This is a genomic window from Tannerella sp. (genome assembly GCF_052170195.1).
Classification (GTDB): Bacteria; Bacteroidota; Bacteroidia; order Bacteroidales; family Tannerellaceae; genus Tannerella.
Map to the genome: position 1 here is coordinate 23243 of NZ_JBQNAZ010000020.1, position 19643 is coordinate 42885.

At 46.7% G+C, this 19643-nt stretch carries 9 protein-coding genes; 8 read left to right on the forward strand and 1 reads right to left on the reverse strand.

What is annotated here, in order from left to right; translation table 11 throughout:
- Nucleotides 1–91 precede the first annotated feature (91 nt).
- Nucleotides 92–748 (reverse strand): fructose-6-phosphate aldolase, encoded by a 657-nt coding sequence (gene fsa, locus ACTTKA_RS07110; RefSeq protein ID WP_442724488.1) that lies wholly within the window; start codon nt 746–748, stop codon nt 92–94.
- Between the two features lie 630 nt (nt 749–1378).
- Between fsa and ACTTKA_RS07115 the strand changes: the two genes are divergently transcribed.
- The 8 genes from ACTTKA_RS07115 to ACTTKA_RS07150 all read left to right on the forward strand — a co-directional run bounded on the left by ACTTKA_RS07115 (nt 1379) and on the right by ACTTKA_RS07150 (nt 19618).
- On the forward strand, nt 1379–4690 hold the full coding sequence (locus ACTTKA_RS07115; protein WP_442724489.1) for a SusC/RagA family TonB-linked outer membrane protein: 3312 nt from the start codon (nt 1379–1381) through the stop codon (nt 4688–4690).
- Nucleotides 4691–4717: 27 nt separating this feature from the next.
- The gene (locus ACTTKA_RS07120) at nt 4718–6208 is read left to right on the forward strand and encodes a RagB/SusD family nutrient uptake outer membrane protein (protein ID WP_442724490.1); all 1491 of its coding nucleotides are present in this window, start codon (nt 4718–4720) and stop codon (nt 6206–6208) included.
- Nucleotides 6209–6223: 15 nt separating this feature from the next.
- Nucleotides 6224–8221, forward strand: a complete 1998-nt coding sequence (locus ACTTKA_RS07125; protein ID WP_442724491.1) for a prolyl oligopeptidase family serine peptidase — start codon at nt 6224–6226, stop codon at nt 8219–8221.
- A gap of 294 nt (nt 8222–8515) precedes the next feature.
- Nucleotides 8516–9547 (forward strand): FecR family protein, encoded by a 1032-nt coding sequence (locus ACTTKA_RS07130; RefSeq protein WP_442724492.1) that lies wholly within the window; start codon nt 8516–8518, stop codon nt 9545–9547.
- Between the two features lie 162 nt (nt 9548–9709).
- Nucleotides 9710–13210, forward strand: a complete 3501-nt coding sequence (locus tag ACTTKA_RS07135; protein ID WP_442724493.1) for a TonB-dependent receptor — start codon at nt 9710–9712, stop codon at nt 13208–13210.
- 12 nt (nt 13211–13222) lie between these two features.
- Nucleotides 13223–15100 carry a RagB/SusD family nutrient uptake outer membrane protein gene (locus ACTTKA_RS07140; RefSeq protein ID WP_442724494.1) on the forward strand — a complete coding sequence of 626 codons (1878 nt, stop codon included), beginning with the start codon at nt 13223–13225 and terminating at the stop codon, nt 15098–15100.
- Nucleotides 15101–15239: 139 nt separating this feature from the next.
- Nucleotides 15240–18116 (forward strand): glycosyl hydrolase, encoded by a 2877-nt coding sequence (locus tag ACTTKA_RS07145; protein ID WP_442724495.1) that lies wholly within the window; start codon nt 15240–15242, stop codon nt 18114–18116.
- A 20-nt stretch (nt 18117–18136) separates the two neighbouring features.
- On the forward strand, nt 18137–19618 hold the full coding sequence (locus ACTTKA_RS07150) for a glycoside hydrolase family 28 protein (protein ID WP_442724496.1): 1482 nt from the start codon (nt 18137–18139) through the stop codon (nt 19616–19618).
- Nucleotides 19619–19643 lie beyond the last annotated feature (25 nt).

A 19643-nucleotide genomic window follows, 5' to 3' on the forward strand; every position in this document is an offset into this window, starting at 1 on the left:
AGTTTGGTCATTAGCTGAAATCTTTCCAATAAATCAATTGCTTTTTTCATGAAAGTGGAGTACGAAGTATTGTATTTCAGTGTTTAGGTGCTCAGCCGTTCACTTTTTGGTAGTCGGCCAGGAAGGTGGCCAGTCCGCTGTCTGTCAGCGGGTGTTTCAGCAGTCCTTTGATGGCGCTCAGGGGGCAGGTGGCTACGTCGGCGCCGGCTTCGATACACTGTATGATGTGTTGCGTGTGTCGGATCGAGGCAGCCAGCACTTGCGTCTCGAACTCATAGTACGCGTACATGTCTACGATTTTCGATACGAGTTCGATGCCGTCGCTCGAGATATCGTCGAGGCGTCCTACGAACGGAGAGACGTATGTGGCTCCGGCCTTGGCCGCCAGCAGTGCCTGTCCGGGCGAGAACACGAGCGTGCAGTTGGTACGGATGCCTTTCGTGCCGAAGTGTTTGATGGCCTTAATGCCGTCGGCCGTACAAGGCACTTTCACTACGATGTGGGGATGCAGCGCGGCTAGCACCTCGCCCTCGGCAATCATCCCTTTGTAATCGGTGGCGATTACCTCGGCGCTCACATCGCCTTCTACCATCCGGCAGATTTCTACATAATGGCGGTGAATCGCTTCCTCTCCCCGGATGCCTTCTTTGGCCATCAGCGAGGGGTTCGTCGTCACGCCGTCCAATACTCCCATGTCGTTGGCCTCGCGGATTTGCTCCAGATTGGCCGTGTCGATAAAAAATTTCATACGATATTTGTTTTATTCAATGATATTTGTTTCTGTTACGCGTCTTCAAAATTACAACAAAAAGCGTAAGCGGCCAAAGTTTGTTCTTTTTTATGGTCTGTTTTTTTTATTTGTCTCTCGTTATTTACCGACTTGTTGGCCTCAAAGTTATGGCATATTTTTCAAATGTATCCAAGGAAAAATAAAAAAAAGTTTTTTGTGCGAGGTTTTTATCTGATTCGAGTTGTACGTATAAAGTTTTGTCTTCTGCTTGTATGATAGTAAAAGTGGCAAAAATATTTAAATTTTAAATTTTTGAAGCTGTTTCGGTGAAAAAAATAAATTTTCGGAGAGGGTGTTTGGCGAAATGTACGTCAAGTAGATAAAAGTGAAAAAATGTTCGATGCATTTTTTCTGTCTTATTTTCGGATAGCGGAAGTTTGAGGGCGATGCGTGTGCCCGAAGTGCGGTCACCATAAAGGCAATGCGTTAAATAAACCGTCATAAATGAACAATGTAACGATAGGAGGGAAGAAAAACAGGAACAAGTAGAAGGATGATTTTTTTTTCGTGCAGTGCTGCCGGCATGAAAAACAGACAGGAAAAGGCGGTGAAAAAATACTTACATACAATCTAATAAGCGTGTGAAATATGGATGATTCAATGAAAAAGGCACTTGGGGAATGTGTCGTATTCCGTAAACTTCCCCATTTGATCAGGGGCATGTCGCTCTTGTTATGTTTGCTGGCCATTTCGTTGCCGGAGGGGCAGGCCGATCCCTGGAAACAGAAGATATCGATGGAAATGGGGGACATGGTTCCCGGAGAAAAAATCGTGTTCTCGTCCATGAATATGCATGGAACGACAAGGTCGGGAGCGAAGGAGATTCAGCAACAGAAAACCGTCAGCGGCCGGATCGTCGACGAGCAGGGTGATCCGGTGATCGGCGCCAATGTCGTTGAAAAGGGAACGACAAACGGTACGGTAACGGATGCCGACGGTCGTTTTTCACTGTCTGTGGCGTCGAACTGTGTATTGCATGTGTCGTATATCGGGTATTTAGACGAAGAGGTTCAGATCTCCGGAAGAACTTCCGTGAATATCACCTTGCGGGAAGACACGAAATCGCTGGAAGAGGTGGTAGTGGTTGCGTACGGTACGAGTAAGAGGTCGGTATTCACAGGCTCAGCGGCGAGTGTAGACCATACCAAACTGCAGAGTCCCAATGCTTCGTTCGATAAATCGTTACAAGGACAGGTAGCCGGATTGCAGGTGATGTCTGCTTCCGGACAGCCGGGCTCTACCTCGTCGTTTCGTATTCGTGGCTCGGGCTCGTTGAATGCTTCGAATGAACCGTTGTATGTTGTGGACGGCGTACCGATCTCGGCCAACACAAAATACAGTAAATTAGCCGAGGATAACAGCAACTCATCCAGTATTCTGGCTACGTTGAACCCGCAAGATATCGAGTCTGTTACGGTCTTGAAGGATGCTTCGGCCGCCTCTTTATACGGTTCGCGTGCGGCCAACGGCGTGGTATTGATAACCACGAAAAACGGAAAGCTGGGCAAGGCTTCCGTTTCGTTTCATACCCAATTCGGATTGGCGTCTGTTCCCAAAGCTTACGATATGATGAGTTCGGCCGAATTCTATCGGATGAAATGGCTTTCGCATTATGAACAGAAACGTGAAGCCGGTGAGAGTCCTGAAAAAGCAGCCGTTTCTGCCAATGCGTTTGCTCAAGGGGCCATCACGTTTAATCCGTATAATGTGGATCAGCCGATCGATGCCAACGGGAATTTGGTAAACGGCGCGCGGATCATTGTCGATACAGACTGGCAGGATGAGATATTTAAAACGGCGCTGACGCAAGATTACAATGTAAATGTTCATGGAGGGAATGAGAAGACGAATTATTTTTTCTCGGCCGGTTATTACGACCAGGAGGGAGTGACGCCTTCGGCTTTGTACAAACGATATTCCGGAAAAGGAACGATATCGACAGATGTTGTCCCGTGGTTGAAAGCCGGAATGAACATCACGTTTTCTCATTCGATACAGCATTCCGAAGTAGGAGGAGGTGCCGGAGCGAGTCCGCTGTACAACGCTTTACTGTTTCCCAACGGGGTGCCGGTTTATCTGACAGACAGAGACGGGAATCCGATCCTCGATTCATCCGGGAACAAACAATATAATTTTACGAATCCTACCTCGTTGGATTTTAATCCGATAGCTATACCTCAGATGGATTTGAATCGCAGTAAAAACTACCGTTTTCTGGCCTCTGCGTTTCTTGATTTCAAACTGTATGAGGGCTTAAACTTCAAGACTGTTTTTGCTCCCGATTATATTCATTACTCGGAGTCGAGATACTGGAATAAAGAACATGGTAACGGACCTGCTTATAACGGACGTGCAGACCGTTATCATACGACCGATCTGGTGTATACGTTCACCAATACGCTGAACTATACGAATCGTTTTGCGGAACGACATCTCTTTAATGCAATGGCAGGTTTCGAGTATTGGCAGAGTGATTATGAGAGAGTAGAGGCAGGGGTAACCACGTTTCCTCTGAATAATATGCATGAGTTAAGTTCCGGGGCTTCAGCGCTGAGTCCTCAGTCCAAATCGACGAAAGAGACCCTGATCTCTTATTTCGGACGTGTTGAATATACGCATAGCGACCGTTATAATTTCTCGGTCAGTCTGCGTAGCGACGGTTCATCGATTTTTGGTGTTGATAACAAATGGGGAACGTTCTGGAGCGCGGGAGCATCCTGGAGAATCGAACAGGAAAACTTGATGAAGTCTCTTGACTGGCTCGATCAGCTCAAGCTGCGCTTAAGCTACGGTACCTCCGGAAATAATCAGGGGCTGGATCGTTATCAATCGTTAGGGTTGTGGGATAGCAGCTCCGACTACATCTACGGGACGTCGTCCGGTACGGGACATACGCAACTGGCGAATCCGCATTTGAAATGGGAAAAGCAGGCTATGTTTAACGTCGGTGTCGACTTTCGTTTCCTGAATCGTTTCTACGGATCGGCCGAATATTTTTATAAAAGCTCGAAAGATTTGCTTTATAAATATCCGCTTGCTGCATCGAATGGTTTTGAATCGATCATGATGAATATGGCGAAGGTCGCCAATTACGGTGTGGAATTAACCTTAGGCGCCCATGTTTTGCGTGACACCCCCCTTAAGTGGAATATCGATTTTAATTTGTCGGCTATACGTGATGAGATTAAAGACCTTGTGGGAGACGATCAAATCATTTCGAACACAAAGAAGATATGGTCGAAAGGATATAGTCAGTATGAATTCTACATGCCGACTTGGGCCGGGGTAAATCCTACTAACGGAGACCCGCAGTGGGTAAAAATCGATGCTTCAGGGAGTCGTGGTACGACGAATGTTTACAGTCAGGCCACTTATGAGAAACAGGGACGTGCCACCCCGGATTTCTATGGGGGCTTGAGTACGAATCTTTCTTACCGGGGATTTGACTTGTCCGTATTGTTTGCTTACAGTTGGGGAGGGCTGGTCTATGATGCGTTATACGCGCAGATTATGCATGACGGTAATCAGGCCGGTGCACAGATGCATAAAGATGAACTGAAGGCTTGGACATCGTCGAGCACGAATACGAATGTACCGAAATATGTCAATAACAACACGAATGCTTCGGATGGTGTCTCCACTCGTTTTCTTTACGATGCGACCAATATCAAGCTCAAGAACGTCACCTTGTCTTATACGCTTCCATCCGGCCTGAAACCGGTATCGGATGTGTTGAAAGGAGCGAGAATATTTGTCAGTGCCGACAATCTGTTTACTTGGTTTAAGGACGACTGGAAAGGGTATTCCGATATCGATATTTTCGGGATCGGAGGATACAATACCTTAACGGCAATCCCTGTGCCCACGACATTAACGATGGGTTTTAATCTGACTTTTTGATCATATAAACATTTAAATTCAAACGAGATGAAAATAAAATATCTGTTACTTTTCCTGGCTCTCCCGATATGCTTTTCCTGTTCGGACGATCTGTTGAATCAGAAACCGTCGACCTCCGTCTCCGACGAACAAATCATGACGGAGGTGGTTGCTGCAAGGACAGCTCTTATGGGAGCGTATGCCCAATTAGGAGATTATCGTTATCATACATTGGCAACGATTACTTCCGATGTGATGGGGCAAGATTTGACCATGACCAGTGGAGCCTATGGTTTTTCTACGTATAACTGGCTCGTCTTTTCGTATCAGTATGCCCAAACACCTGTGATAAGTCCGTGGTGGACGGGGTATGCCAATTATATCTGGCGTTATGCGTATAAGTCCATTGACCAGGCTAATACGATTATCGTCAATGCCAAGGCGCTAAAGCCCGAAGGCGCTGAAAAGGAAGATCTGATTGCACAGGCTTACGGACTGCGAGCCTATAACTTTTTGCTTTTAACACAGCTCTTTGCGAGGGCTTATACCGATCAGCCGGATTCGAAAGGTATCTTGTTGCGCCTCGAACCGGGTTCGAACGACGAATCTCGTAATGTGCCCCGAACATCCGTACGCGAAGCTTACAAACAAATCCTCTCCGATCTGATGTATGCTTACGAGCATTGTTCGGGAGAAGATGCTCAGTTTGTGAACCGGCGGGGAGCCGCGTTGTTGCTTGCGCGTACTTATTTGAATATGGGAGATTATGCCAATGCCGTTAAATATGCGACGGATGCTGTCGGCTTATATGATGGAAGCAATCTCATGACGAAGGACGAATACCGTGCCGGTTTCAAAGACCGAAACAAAGAGTGGCTCTGGTTCTTTAACTTTACTCCCAATACATGTAATCTGTATGCTTCGATTCCTTCATTCTATTGGTATTGCTCTTCATTCGAAGGCTATCCGTACGGAGCGAAAATAGCCTCACAAGATATCGAGGGTAAGGCTAAGAATATTCTTAAAGGATACAGTACGGTACGTGCCAGTGCTTCGTTCCGCGACATGTTTGAAGATTCGGATTGCCGTAAACTCTTCCCCGGTTATGCCTATGAAGAAGACGGTTTCTTCATCAGCAAATTCGGACATCGTAAAAACATCGGCGATGCCGAATCGCCATTCTGCCGTATAGCCGAAGGTTATTTGATCAAGGCGGAGGCTGAGCTTGGGTTGGGTAACGCCGCCGAAGCGAAGAAAGTGTTGAATATATTGCAGAAAGCCCGTGGAGCAACTCCTACGGAAGCAACCGTGGAGTTGATTTGGAAAGAGAGACGGAAGGAACTTTATGGCGAAGGGTTTGCCCTAAATGATATCAAACGTTTGAGCATGTCACTGAAACGAACCGGTAAAGATCAATGGGCAGGGGTGAAAGAATTGCCGGCAAACAGTCCGCGGTTCATGCTGCCGATACCGGAAACCGAGATGCTTTATAATAAACAGTTGACCGCTGAAGATCAGAATGAATATTGGAGAAATTAGCAAAGAAACGAAAGGATGAAGACAAAACGATGGATTATCATGATGCTGACGATGGTCTGCGTGGCCTCGTCAGCTCAACACAAAAGGTCTGATCTGCTCCTGAAATTTCAGGAACGCCATGTCGATATAGCTCCGTTCTTCGAGGATTTCCCTTATTCGCAATTCTCTCTCAGTGAGGATGGGGAGAAGTTATTCTTCTTTAAGACTTCCGAACAGAATAAATTGCAATGGCTTGATATTACGAAAGAAAAAGATTTCTCGAAGGCTACCGATGCGGTTGATCTCGACTTTTCGAAACGTAATTGCTGGCAACCCATCTACAATGAGAAAGATGGTTGCGTGTATTGGATCGGAGACGAAAGGAACGAGGAGATTATCAACATTTACCGTTGCAATCTTCTCGCACCTGGAGTCGAAAAACTTACCGATGTGCCTTATATTTATGCTTGGGATTTCAGTCCTGACAGAACGCGCATTGCTTATGTCGCTCGATTGGCTCAAAACGAAAAACGGTTGGATGAATTGCGGATGCTTGATCTGCGAACCGGAAGAGACACGCTGGTCTGTCAGGATAAACCGGATTTCCGTTACACCTGGGGCGATATCAGTTGGCAACCTCAAGGTAAAGGGTTGATGTTGTTGGCGCTGAAAGATGCCGACCGTACGTACGCAAACATTATTTATGTTGATACTGAAACGAAGCAGACTACGGTGCTTACCGATCCTTCCAAACCGGGTAGTTATGCCGGGACTTCAGTCATGGAGCGATGGTTCTCGGATGACGTATGTTTCTTTTTCTCCGATCAGGACGGGTATAAGAACCTCTATCGTTTCGACCGTCGGACGATGAAAACGGAACAAGTAACACGTTTCACATCGGATATAGACGATGCACGTTTCGTGACGGTGGGTAAGAAGAAATATCTGTTTCTTCTGCAAAGCAATCCCGTAGAAACGTCATTGATGCTGATGGATATCGCAACCGGAAAAATCCTGTATAAACATTCCTCGGATTTGTCATTATCCATCGGTGCCGTACAGGGTGACCGCGTACGTTTGCTTGCGAATGCGGCATCTGTGGTCTTTCGGATTATTGACGCTCGGGTCGGTCAAAAGGAAATGGTGCTTTCTGAAGTGCTCGAGCTTTCAGACGAATTGAATGCCAGACTAATTCATTCGGATGTGGAGCGACTTTCCATTCCGACATTTGATGTTGATCCGAACACGGGCAAAACACGTACGCTGCATGCTTATCTTTATAAACCGAAGCACCCGCTTCCTGAGGGAAAGGAGTTGCTGATGATCGAATCCTTTTATGGTGGTGATAATCGATACAATGCAGAGTATCAAATTCTCAATGCGGCAGGTATTACCGTGCTCAGTCCTTCGCCGAGAGGAAGCACAGGCTTCGGACGCGATTTTGCAGCAATGAATGACAAAGATCTCGGAGGCAATGAGATTCTTGACATTATTTATTGTGCGTCGTATATATCCGAAAAAAGGAATATTCCGTCTGAACGTATCGGGGTCTTTGGGATGAGTCATGGAGGTTATGCGACGATGCGCCTGTTGACTTTTCCCGGTGAAGTGAATGGACATAAGGGCTCTTTTCGTTTTGGTTTTGGAATCGAAACGGCCGGTTTTTGTGATATTATCTATCAGCATACACATTCTAATATTCCGGACTGGACCATGCTTGAGGCCGGCGACCCGCAGAAGGAGGCTGCACGGCTCATCGAGCGCTCTCCTCTGTATCATGCGGCGAACCTCACAGGGCCACTGTTGTTACTGCATGGCAATCATGACAACCGAGTCCATGTCGAAGGTTCACGCCTGATGCATCGTATGCTCACGCATCTGAAACTGCCGCACCGCTATGTAGAATTTGAAGGGTTGGGACATGGCATTAAAGGGATAGATAATAACCGCCGGTTTTATCGTGAGTGTTTTCGTTTTCTTGATGATGTGATCAGGCACGATTCCTCTTTATATCTATGGGATGCTGTTTGGTAAGTTTTTGATTCTTTGTTTGTTTTCTTGCTGAAAGTCATTCTGATCATTTATCGGGACGGGCAATATCCGTTGAGATTTTGAATAAGCCATGTTTCATCCCGAAAAAAAGACGCGACACAAGGCAAAAACATGGATGGGAAAAATTGAACCGCTTTTTATCAGACTTAACGGTGAGAAAGCGATAGCAATTCAGCGACCTGAAATGTAGGCGATTTCTAAGGAAATAGTTTTAAAAAATAAATTTATCATAGGGTGTTTGCTGGATTAAGCGTCAAATAGGAAAAAAAGTAGAAAGTGGAAGAAACAGTCAATATAGACGAATCATATATAATAATGTATATTGAGGGCAAATTACCGGATGAGGAACGGCGGGTGTTCGAGCAGCAGATGAGCGTCTCGTCCGATCTGCAACAAACGGTTGCCGACCTGAGTCGGTTATGGCATTTGTCCGGTCTGCGCAACGAACAACGAAACATCGATACGCCTGCGGCTTGGCGAATCGTGTCGCGCAAGGTCGCTCGTTCTTTATTTTTGGGCAAGGCGTGGAACCTCGCTCGTACAGCTGCCGCTGTTTTACTGCCATTATGGCTGATTTATCAATATGTATGGATTCCGTGGCAGGAGCGTTCACGTCCCGAAGAGATCGTAACCATCACAGCGGTACCCGGGATGGTGGTACGAACGACCCTCCCCGACGGCAGTCAGGTGTGGCTCAATGCCGGCAGCTCGCTTTCATACCCGAGTCGCTTTGCCGGTCGGGAGCGGACAGTCAGGCTGACCGGAGAGGCGTATTTCAAGGTCACATCAGACCGGAAGAATCGCTTCGATGTGCTTACTCCCGGCGGACAGATGAAGGTGAGTGCATACGGGACGGAGTTTAATGTTTATGCTCATCCCGGAGATTCGTGTTATGAAGTAACATTGGCACGCGGAAATGTAGACGTATCGGCCGTCGGCTCGCAGGGTATGGTCACGCTGGATGCGGGACAGAAAGCATTGTTCCGCCCTGAAAGCGGGACGATGTCGAAACAGCCGGCCGATACGTATGCCGATACGGCATGGAAAGACGGGAAGATGGTATTCCGCCGTCGGCATCTCGATCATATTGCCGAGAAGCTCTCGCGCAAGTTCGGGGTAACGATCCGCCTTGAAGACGATAAGTTGAAAGACTATGTGTACACGGCTACGTTTACGGACGAATCGCTCGAAGATATCCTCGATCTGCTCAAACGCTCGGCGCCTCTGACATATACGATTTCGGGACAGCGACAGCTCGGTAATCATACGTACACCCGGCGGACGGTCTCCATAAAGACGATGTATTAAAACAAACCGTCATAATCAATCAAGTAATAATAGGAGGAGGAAAGAAAAGCAGAAACAGGTAGAAGGACAGTCTTTTTTTTCGTGCATTGCTGCCGGCGCGAAAAACAGACAGGAAAAGGCGGTGAAAAAATACTTACATACAATCTAATAAGCGTGTGAAATATGGATGATTCAATGAAAAAGGCACTTGGGGAATGTGTCGTATTCCGTAAACTTCCCCGTCTATTCAGGGGCATGTCGCTCTTGTTATGTCTGCTGGCCATTTCGTTGCCGAAGCTGCAGGCCGATCCTCAGAAACAGAAGATATCGATGGATATGAGCGATGTCACCATCGAAGAAGTTTTACAGTCTATCGAGGAGAAGTCGGATTATTATTTTCTGTACAACAGTCGGTTGATCAATGTAGAGCGTAAGGTGAACGTGCGTGCGAAGAACAAGCCGGTAGCTGCGATTCTGGAGGATTTATTTGCTTCGGGCGACGTGGATTATGAGGTTAAAGGTACACAAATCGTGCTTTCTCCCATGAGTATGCGTGCTTCGGCAAGGTCGGGAGCGAAAGAGATTCAGCAACAGAAAACCGTGAGCGGCCGGATCGTCGACGAGCAGGGCGAGCCGGTGATCGGCGCCAATGTCGTTGAAAAAGGAACGACAAACGGTACGGTAACGGATGCCGACGGCCGTTTCTCGTTGTCCGTAGCGCCGAACGGCGTACTGCATATATCGTATATCGGGTATTTAGACGAAGAGGTTCAGGTTTCCGGAAAAACTTCCGTGAATATCACCCTGCGGGAAGACACGCAGGCTTTGGAAGAAGTCGTAGTGATTGGCTATGGAACTGTACGTAAAAAAGATTTGTCGGGTGCCGTTTCGAATGTGAAATTTACGGAAACCCCGATTGCAACATTACCAAACCCCAATGCCTTTGCAGCTTTAAGCAGTAAAGTGGCCGGTTTACATTATTTGCCTACGAAGTCGTCGAGTGGAAATAACTTGTCTACCATGTCTCTTCGTGGCCGGAATTCCATTCCCGAGGCATCATCCGATGATAAACAGGGGGTAAATGCGCCATTAATTATTGTGGATGGTTCCATCTTTTATGGATCTATTTCCGAAATTCAGAATTCTGACATTCAGAATATTGATGTAATGAAAGACGCTTCTTCTGCAGCTATATACGGCTCTCGTGCTGCAAACGGAGTGATTATCATTACGACGAAGAATGGTGTCTCTGAAAAGCCGGTAGTTAATTTTAATGCAAGTTATAAATGGAATTCTTGGGCAAGGAAGCCGAATCTGCAGACGGATAAGGATAAATTTTTGGAACATCGTCATTTGGCCAAGATAGCCGGAGGGTCGTTGGCTGAAGGCACCCCTGTTGATCCTGCGGCAGACCTGACGGCGGAAGAATTGGAGGTATATAATGCCGGAGGCTGGATCGATTGGCTGGATGAAGTGTCGCAAAAGGCTCCTTCACAGACTTATGGAGTGAATGTGTCCGGTAAGTCCAAAATGATATCTTATTATGCATCGACAGGCTATGATCGTACAAAAGGTGTGTTAAAAGGCGACGACTATGAAAAATATACGGTGATGGTAAAGATGGATAGTAAAATCAATTCATGGCTTAAAGTCGGATTAAAAGGCAGTTATCTCGGTGCAAAAGGTTGGGGCGCTAAACCCTCGATGCAGGCAGCAACATGGATGAGTCCTTTTGCCTATAGAAATGTCCGTTTTGATGGTTACACACACTGGATAGAAGAATATCCTACTGGTGCGGACGGGCAGATAAATCCATTGTGGGGACGTGAAAATGCAAGTTATTTGTGGACTGACACCAAGACGGTTGACTATAATGTTGGTGGTATAGCTTATGCTCAAATTGATTTCCCGTTCTTAAAAGGTTTAACATATAAGTTTACGTTGAATGCTCAGCGGAATACTTCTCAGACTGATCTGATTAATAACTCGCAGTTATGGGTAGATACCCGCACATTGGCGGATTTAAAGAATCCGTACAGTAAAATAGGGAATGTGACCGGCTATGTGCGAGATTATCATGTTTCTAATTGGAATGCAGATAATTTGTTGACTTATACGACCGACATTGGTAAACATCACGTTGACGCTTTGTTAGGCTATACACGTGAGGCCTATAATTCGGAACATATTCGTATTGATTTTAAAGGATTCGATATTCCTGCTGCCACGACGCTCGGGACTTATGGATTGGATTTATCAAATGCCGATAATCTTCTTGCTGCTCGTCAGCGCATGAGTACGCAATCTGTGGCATATCTTGCCCGTTTGAATTATCATTTTGCCAACCGTTATTATTTAACAGGGAATTTTCGTCGAGATGGATTCTCAGCTTTTGCCGAAGGACATAAATGGGGTAACTTCTTTGGAGTATCTGGAGCCTGGGTTATCTCGTCGGAAAACTTTATGGAAAGAACGAAAGATTGGCTTGATTTCATGAAGCTGCGTTTGTCGTGGGGACAGAACGGCTCACGTGGAGGTATCGGTGCCTATTCTACCATTGCAGCCATGAACAAGACATATACTTGGTTTGGTGATAAGAATGCATACGCATTGTATGTGAAATCGTTGACAAATAGAAATCTTACGTGGGCCACTACTTCTAAATGGAATGTCGGCCTTGATTTTGCATTTATAAACAATCGGATCAATGGTAGTTTGGATTTCTATACATCTGCTACAACAGATATGGTGCTCAATCGTTCGATCCCTTATGTTGCCGGTTTTCCGAAAGTCGATGCAAATGCCGGTAAGGTTACCAATAAAGGTGTGGAGTTGAGTTTAAATACGGTGAATGTGCAAGGTGATGGTAATCAAACGCTACGTTGGGAGTCTAATCTGATATTCGATTTAAATCGTAATAAGATAAAGAAATTGTTCGATGATAATAACAACGATGATTATTCATCTGTTACTACTTATGGATATGATTCTTACTATGCTTTAATGGTTGGCTATTCTATTACATCTGCTTATGATTATAAAAAACTGGGTATTTTCCAAAGCCAGGAAGAAATCGACAATTATAGAAGTGCTGATGGGAAACTTATTCAACCGAATGCTAAGCCCGGAGATCTGAAATTCTTAGATTATAACCAAGATGGAAAAATTAATACGAATGACAGACATTGGATTGGAGATATGGATCCTCTCTTCACTGTGAACTTTGGGAATACATTGTCTTGGAAAAATTTATCGCTCTATTTCAGTTTTCGATGGATGCAGGGGAGTGATACGCATTTCTTAGGCTATGATCCCAATGGTTTCCAGATTGATGCATCCAATAACCAGTTAAATATCGAACCTTGGACAAAAGATAATCATACGGATAAATATCCGCGTTACGGATATAACAATTCGTTGAATTACAATTTCTGGAATTCTCGGACCTTTTTAAAGTTGAAGGATCTATCTCTTGCTTATAACGTTGATAAAGCATTGCTGGAGAAGGCTAAAATTCAGGCGTTGCAATTGTATGTCGCTTCAACGGACTTATTCACGATCACGGGGTGGTCGGGGCTTGATCCCGAAGATGGAGGTACTACGGCGGCTAATATGTCGAGTACACGCTACGGGATGACCCCAACATATAAAACCGTATCTTTAGGTGTAAATATAACTTTTTAAACAAGTAATAAGATGGATGTAAGAAAATATATATTCGGGACCGTAACAGCTGCTGTTATTCTGGCGGGAGTTACAGGCTGTGAGAGTGATGACAGATTCCTTGAAGAAAAATCATATACGTTAAATACTTCTACTTTTTATAATAGTCCTGCTGATATTGAGATGGCATTGAACTATGGTTATGCAAGAATTCAGTATATGTTGATGGGTGTAATGCATAACAATTGTTCCTGGCTGCTCATGGGGGCCGGGTTGGATACTTTTAACGGAACCGGTCAGAATGGTATAGGGAGTACTAATTTTGTCCAAGGATTAACTTCTTCGGATGGTTTTGTGGATCATTGGTTTAGGAACCAATACTATGTCATTTATGATATAAACAAAGTTGTTCAGGCTATTGATACGAAAAATATCGTATGGACGACTGAGACCCAAAAACAAGAATATCGGGCGGAGGCTCTTTTCTTGCGTGCCTGGTTCTATCGGAACTTAGTGGGGCTTTTTGGAGGTGTACCGATGGTTACAGAAGTTTCCGATGGTATTCCGATCGACTTTCCACGTAGTACACGCTCAGAATGTTGGCAAATGATAAGAAAGGATTTGGAGTATGCGGCCGCTCATTTGCCTAAGACGACGGAACATCCCGGGCGCGCAGTTAGAGCTGCAGCAGATCATTTGTTGGCAGAAATATGTAATAGTTTGGGTGATTTTGATGGGGCTATTGCTGCTGCAACTCGTGTGATTGATGGTACAGACGGTGATTATCATTTGATGAAAACACGTTTTGGCTCTCGATCTTCAGAAGCCGCAGATCGTTATGGGCACACATTGAACCCGTATTGGGATTTGTTTCAGATAGGGAATCAGAACTATGCATCATCCGGAAATAAAGAAGCGATATGGGTATGTCAGTATAATTATGGTACCTACAGTATCGGTGGAGGGGGAAATTCGTGGTGGCGTTGCCGGTATAATCAGGCCGAAGCTGCTTTTAATTCCAACATTCGTTACCAGAATAGGCAAAAAACGAATGCAGCCTATAATAATGGAAAACCATTTAATCTATATGGTGACTCCGCGATCTACATTTGGGAAGACGGTGAAAGAGTATCATCGAGTGGGCTTCGCCCTGACTCTTTGGGCACCATAGGAGTATATGGGCCTGCATTACGTCCCACAAATTATTTTTTGTATAACGTGTGGAAGGACGATAAGAATGATTTTCGAGGTTCCGAAGCAATGATTCAGAGGAATACGTATTTAATCTATGGAAATAAGACGTGGCCTCAGGCGATTAAAGAAGCGTTTCAAAAATATCCAAAAGTAGCAACGGCTGCCGATACCGTAGGAATCTGGCCGCGTCTGTGGAAGCTTTCTACCGACAAACGTGGCACCAGTACTGCCGGAGATAGTTGGCAACAATATGATGTGGACTGGTATATCATCCGTCTTTCGGAGACGTTTTTGCTCCGTGCTGAGGCATATTTGGGTAAGGGCAATCTTGCCGCCGCCGCAACTGATATCAATGAAGTTCGTGCTCGTGTGGGAGCGAAGGCCTGTTCGGCGGCAGATGTGAATCTGGACTATATTCTTGATGAGCGTGCTCGTGAATTGTTTGCAGAAGAACATCGTTGGGTGACCCTTTCTCGTTTGTCCAATAATCCCAACTTGGCAGGAAACAATCATCTGAATAAAGGAAATGTGTTGGTTAACCGCGTGAAAAAGTACGGGTGGGATTATCCGAATGCAACAGACGGTATTACACGACCCAATATCGGAGATCATCAATATGTGTTTCCATTACCAATTGGATTTATTCAAGCGAATACAGGAAGTGTGATTCCTCAAAATACAGGATACGACGGCGGTACCTACGATAACAGTAAATAAAAAACAAGAAGGTGTGTCAAAACGCAATGTTTGGGCACACCCTCTTTGGGTGTGTAAGCATGGGTGAAATGCAAGCAACGAAGCAGTTCGCCCGTTATGACACACCGCCTTATATATTGTAAAAGATTGAGATCTTTTTATGAACCGTAGAACATTTATCCGTCAGGGGGTGTGGATTCCTGCCGGGATGGTGGCCGACAAGGTGTCGGCTTCCATAGAAGAGGGGATGGCATTGGTTGAGCATCTTCAGAGGCCGTCCGGACTGTTTGCTTTATTTCAACATCCCGCTTCACGTTATGCGCCGTTTGTGCGTTGGTGGTGGAACGGCAATAAGGTTGAGGCGTCGGAGATTGTCCGGGAGCTTCGTCTGCTGAAAGATGCCGGCGTGGGCGGCGTGGAGATCAACCCGATCGCTTTTCCTTCGTCGGGCGATGATTTGGGCAAGAAGTCGCTTACGTGGTTGGGCGATGAATGGATCGACATGTTGCAAGTGGCTTTCGATGAGGCCAAACGTCTCGGAATGACATGCGATTTGATTGTCGGGTCGGGGTGGCCGTTTGGTGCTGAGACATTACAAGGTGCCGAGCGGGCACAGGTGGTGCTCGTTTATGCCGAGAAACTCGAAGGTCCGATGATGTACGAAGCGTCACGGTTTCACCTTTTCAAGGCGGTTGATCCCAGTGTGACCGTACCTGATCCGTCACGTACGTTCGAACTCCTTTCTCTGCAGGTTGTTCCCGATCCGATGAGCGGGCTGGAACAAGTCGTCGACTTCTCCGACCGGTGCAGGGACCAGGTTGTCCGTATCGAGATCCCCGAAGGCAGACATGTGCTTTATGCACTGGTGAAGGTCGATTCCTTTGCATCCGTTATCAATGGTGCTCCGGGTGCAGCAGGACATATACTCAATCATATGAATCGGGAGGCTGTGCGCAGTTACCTCGACCGCATGTCCGACACGATACGGAAAAAAACCGGTGCGCTCTCAAAACATCTGCGTGCGTTCTTCTGTGATTCGATGGAGCTGGAAGGATGTAACTGGACTGACGATTTGGCGGAAACTTTTCGGCAACGTCGTGGCTACGATCTGATGCCTTACCTTCCGTTTATCCTGTTCAAGGTCGGACGGTTGGGGGCGGTCGTGGATGATACATATGGGGCGGAGAAAACACCCGGGTTTGCAGACATACTGAATCGCGTGCGGTTCGATTTCGAACTGACCAAAGCTGAGTTGCTGCGGGAGCGATTTACCGAAACATATCTGCAATGGTGCAGGGAGCAGGGCGTGCAATCGAGGGCGCAGGCTTACGGACGCGGCTTCTTTCCGCTCGAAAGCAGCCTGAAATTCGACATCCCCGAGGGTGAATCGTGGACAACGAATTGGCTCAAACATCGGCCGGGCGAAGAGATGCCGGACGAAGATTATCGCCGAGGACGAGCTTACACGATGATCAATAAATTCGTCTCTTCGGCCGCTCACCTCACCGGTAAGCGAGTGGTGAGCTGCGAAGAGATGACAAATACCTACGATGTTTTTAACGCCACATTGGAACTGTTGAAGATCGGCTCCGATCACAGCATCATGTCGGGCGTGACCCATTCCGTCTGGCACGGTTTTAATTATTCCCCGCCCGACGCACCTTTTCCCGGCTGGGTGCAATACGGTACATATCATAACGAAAACAATAACTGGTGGCCTTACGTCAAGTACCTGAACCGTTATAAAGCGCGTCTCTCGTCGGTACTGACAAATGCCGATATGTACACCGATATCGCCATCCTCCCGGCTACGTACGATTTATGGAGCGAAATGGGCGTGCAGACCGATCCGTTCCCTGAAAAGCTGAACGTTCCCTACACCTCGCTTGTATGGGAGGCCATTCATAAGAACGGCGGCGGGGCGGACTACACCTCGGAGATTGTCCTCCGCGAATCGACGGTCAGGAACGGAAAGCTCTGCTACGGTTCCAAGGCTTACGGTACACTTTTCTTAGTCGAGGTGAGCGGAATCAATCCGGAAGTATTGGCCAAATTATATGCTTTTGTAGCTGATGGCGGACGGATTTTCTGCATAGAGAAATATCCGGAAAAATCGCTTGGTTTGCAGGATTTTCGCGAAAGAGACCAGCTGGTGGAGCAATGGGTGGAGAAACTGAAGCAATTCCCCGATCGTTTTATCCTGCTTCGCAAGCCCGAAGACGATCGTTTCCTTGAATGGTACCGTGAGGTGATGCAACAATACCGAATTTCTCATTATCTTGATATTGAATATCCTGACCGTTTTGTGACGCAAAACCGCTATCGCAGCGACACACACGATGAACTGTTCTTCTTTGCGAATACGCATCGTAATCAGTCCTATACGACGAATATCACTTTCGCCGCCGAAATAACTGCCCGGCGATTCCCGTGGGTGTGGGATGCCGAAACGGGTGAACGTTATCGCATACATCCTGAAGGAAATACCATTACCCTCGAATTGGGGCCGGCGGAAACATGCCTGATCGTATGGAGCCGCGATAAACACGGCAAGCCGTGGCATCCCCTTCCGACAAGCGGAAAGGAAAAACGTACGCTTGACGGCGCCTGGGAGGTCGAGCTACGCCACAGTCGCGAAGGATGGGTGAAAACTTACCCGATGGAGACCCTGAAAGACCTCAAAGAAACCGAGTGGGTCAATTTCACGGGAATAGCGGTCTATCGCCGGACATTTGAGGCGGACGGCCGAAAGGACGTGTGCCTGAATCTCGGTAAGGTGCATGGTGTCTGCGAAGTGTTTCTCAACGGACAATCGTGCGGCGTGAAGTGGTACGGTCGGCGGATTTACGCCCTCGGTCCGTTCCTGAAAAAAGGTATCAACCGACTCGAAGTACATGTCGTTACTACGATGGGGAATTATATGAAAACGCTCAAGGAAAACCTTACGGCGCAAAAATTTACCGTTCTTAAATCGAAAGATCAGCCGATTCGGTCGATGGGACTGGTAGGGCCGGTTACCATGTATATCCATTCATAAATTTTTAAAATATACTTCCAATGAAAATTCTGAAATCAATTATTTTCTGTTTCTCGGCTGTGCTGTGCAATCAACTCGTCGCAAAAGATTACAACGCTTCATTGTTCGGTATCCGGTCCGACGGAGCAACGCTCAACACACGCTCCATTCAAAAGGCCATCGACCATATCCACGACAAGGGAGGCGGCAGGCTTGTTTTCTCTGTCGGACGTTACCTTACGGGAACGATTTATCTGAAATCGAACGTTACGCTTCACCTGAAAGAAGGTGCCGTACTGCTGGGCTCTACCAATCCGCTCGATTACGACATCGGTGAGAACTGGAACTGGACGGCGCTTGTGGTAGCGCACGAGCAGCACCATATCGGCATTACAGGTCAAGGCGTGATCGACGGAAGGGGGTACGAGGTGGCCAACAATCTGATTTCGCTGATTAATAATGGAATCTTTGAAGATGCGTTGTTGCTCGATCGTCCTCGCGAATTTCGCCGTCCGCAGAATATTTATTTCAAAAAATGCCGGGATATTCATATACAGGGTATTCTGCTGAAAGATCCGGCAAGCTGGAATCAACAGTACGAACAGTGTCGCAACATGCTTGTCGAAGAAATTACGACCGACAGCAAAGCGTATTGGAACAACGACGGAATCGATATTGTGGATTGCGATAGCGTGATTATCCGAAATTCTTACTTCGATGCGGCTGACGACGGTATCTGCCTGAAGTCGCATAGCGCCGACCACGAATGCAGCAATATTTACATTTACAACAATACGGTGCGCACAAGTGCCAGCGGCATCAAATTTGGCACTGCTTCAGCCGGAGGGTTTCGCAATATCCGTATCATCAAAAACACGGTCTTCAATACATATCGTTCAGCCATCACCTTTGCCTCCGTCGATGGAGCGGTAATAGACAATGTGACGGTGGATAGTCTTGTTTCGATCAACACGGGCAATGTGATTTTTCTTCGTACAGGAACTCGCACGGTGCGTAACAGGCCTTGTCTGCGAAATATCAGGATATCCAATGTCTATGCCGAAGTGCCGGCCACCAAGCCCGATGCCGGTTATCGCTACGAAGGGCCGATTGAAGATTTGCCGCGCAACATCTCTCCCTGCATCATCGCCGGTATTCCGTCTATCCCCATCGAAAACGTGACGTTGGAAAATATCGAAATCCGGTATCCCGGAGGGGGCAATGCACTGTATGCCAAAGTGGGATTGGAGGAGTTGGACAGTGTTCCCGAGATGGAGAATAAGTATCCGGAATTTTCGATGTTTAAGGAGCTCCCGGCATGGGGCTTTTATATCCGGCATGCTAAGGACATCCGGTTTAATAATGTGACGTTTGTCGCCCAGAAAGCGGACTATCGCCCGGCCGTCGTGCTCGACGATGTACACAATGCTGTCTTTAAAAAGATGAAGATTTCCATTCCGGAGTCGGCGCATAAAGACGAAATCGTACGTCACCGCTCGTCGGGGATACATGTTGAACCATGATTATGAAGAAGAAAAAATACGCAGT

Coding starts and splice junctions, on each gene's coding strand:
- fsa (WP_442724488.1), bottom strand. CDS start 748: ATGAAATTTTTTATCGACACGGCCAATCTGGAGCAAATCCGCGAGGCC.
- ACTTKA_RS07115 (WP_442724489.1), top strand. CDS start 1,379: ATGGATGATTCAATGAAAAAGGCACTTGGGGAATGTGTCGTATTCCGT.
- ACTTKA_RS07120 (WP_442724490.1), top strand. CDS start 4,718: ATGAAAATAAAATATCTGTTACTTTTCCTGGCTCTCCCGATATGCTTT.
- ACTTKA_RS07125 (WP_442724491.1), top strand. CDS start 6,224: ATGAAGACAAAACGATGGATTATCATGATGCTGACGATGGTCTGCGTG.
- ACTTKA_RS07135 (WP_442724493.1), top strand. CDS start 9,710: ATGGATGATTCAATGAAAAAGGCACTTGGGGAATGTGTCGTATTCCGT.
- ACTTKA_RS07140 (WP_442724494.1), top strand. CDS start 13,223: ATGGATGTAAGAAAATATATATTCGGGACCGTAACAGCTGCTGTTATT.
- ACTTKA_RS07145 (WP_442724495.1), top strand. CDS start 15,240: ATGAACCGTAGAACATTTATCCGTCAGGGGGTGTGGATTCCTGCCGGG.
- ACTTKA_RS07150 (WP_442724496.1), top strand. CDS start 18,137: ATGAAAATTCTGAAATCAATTATTTTCTGTTTCTCGGCTGTGCTGTGC.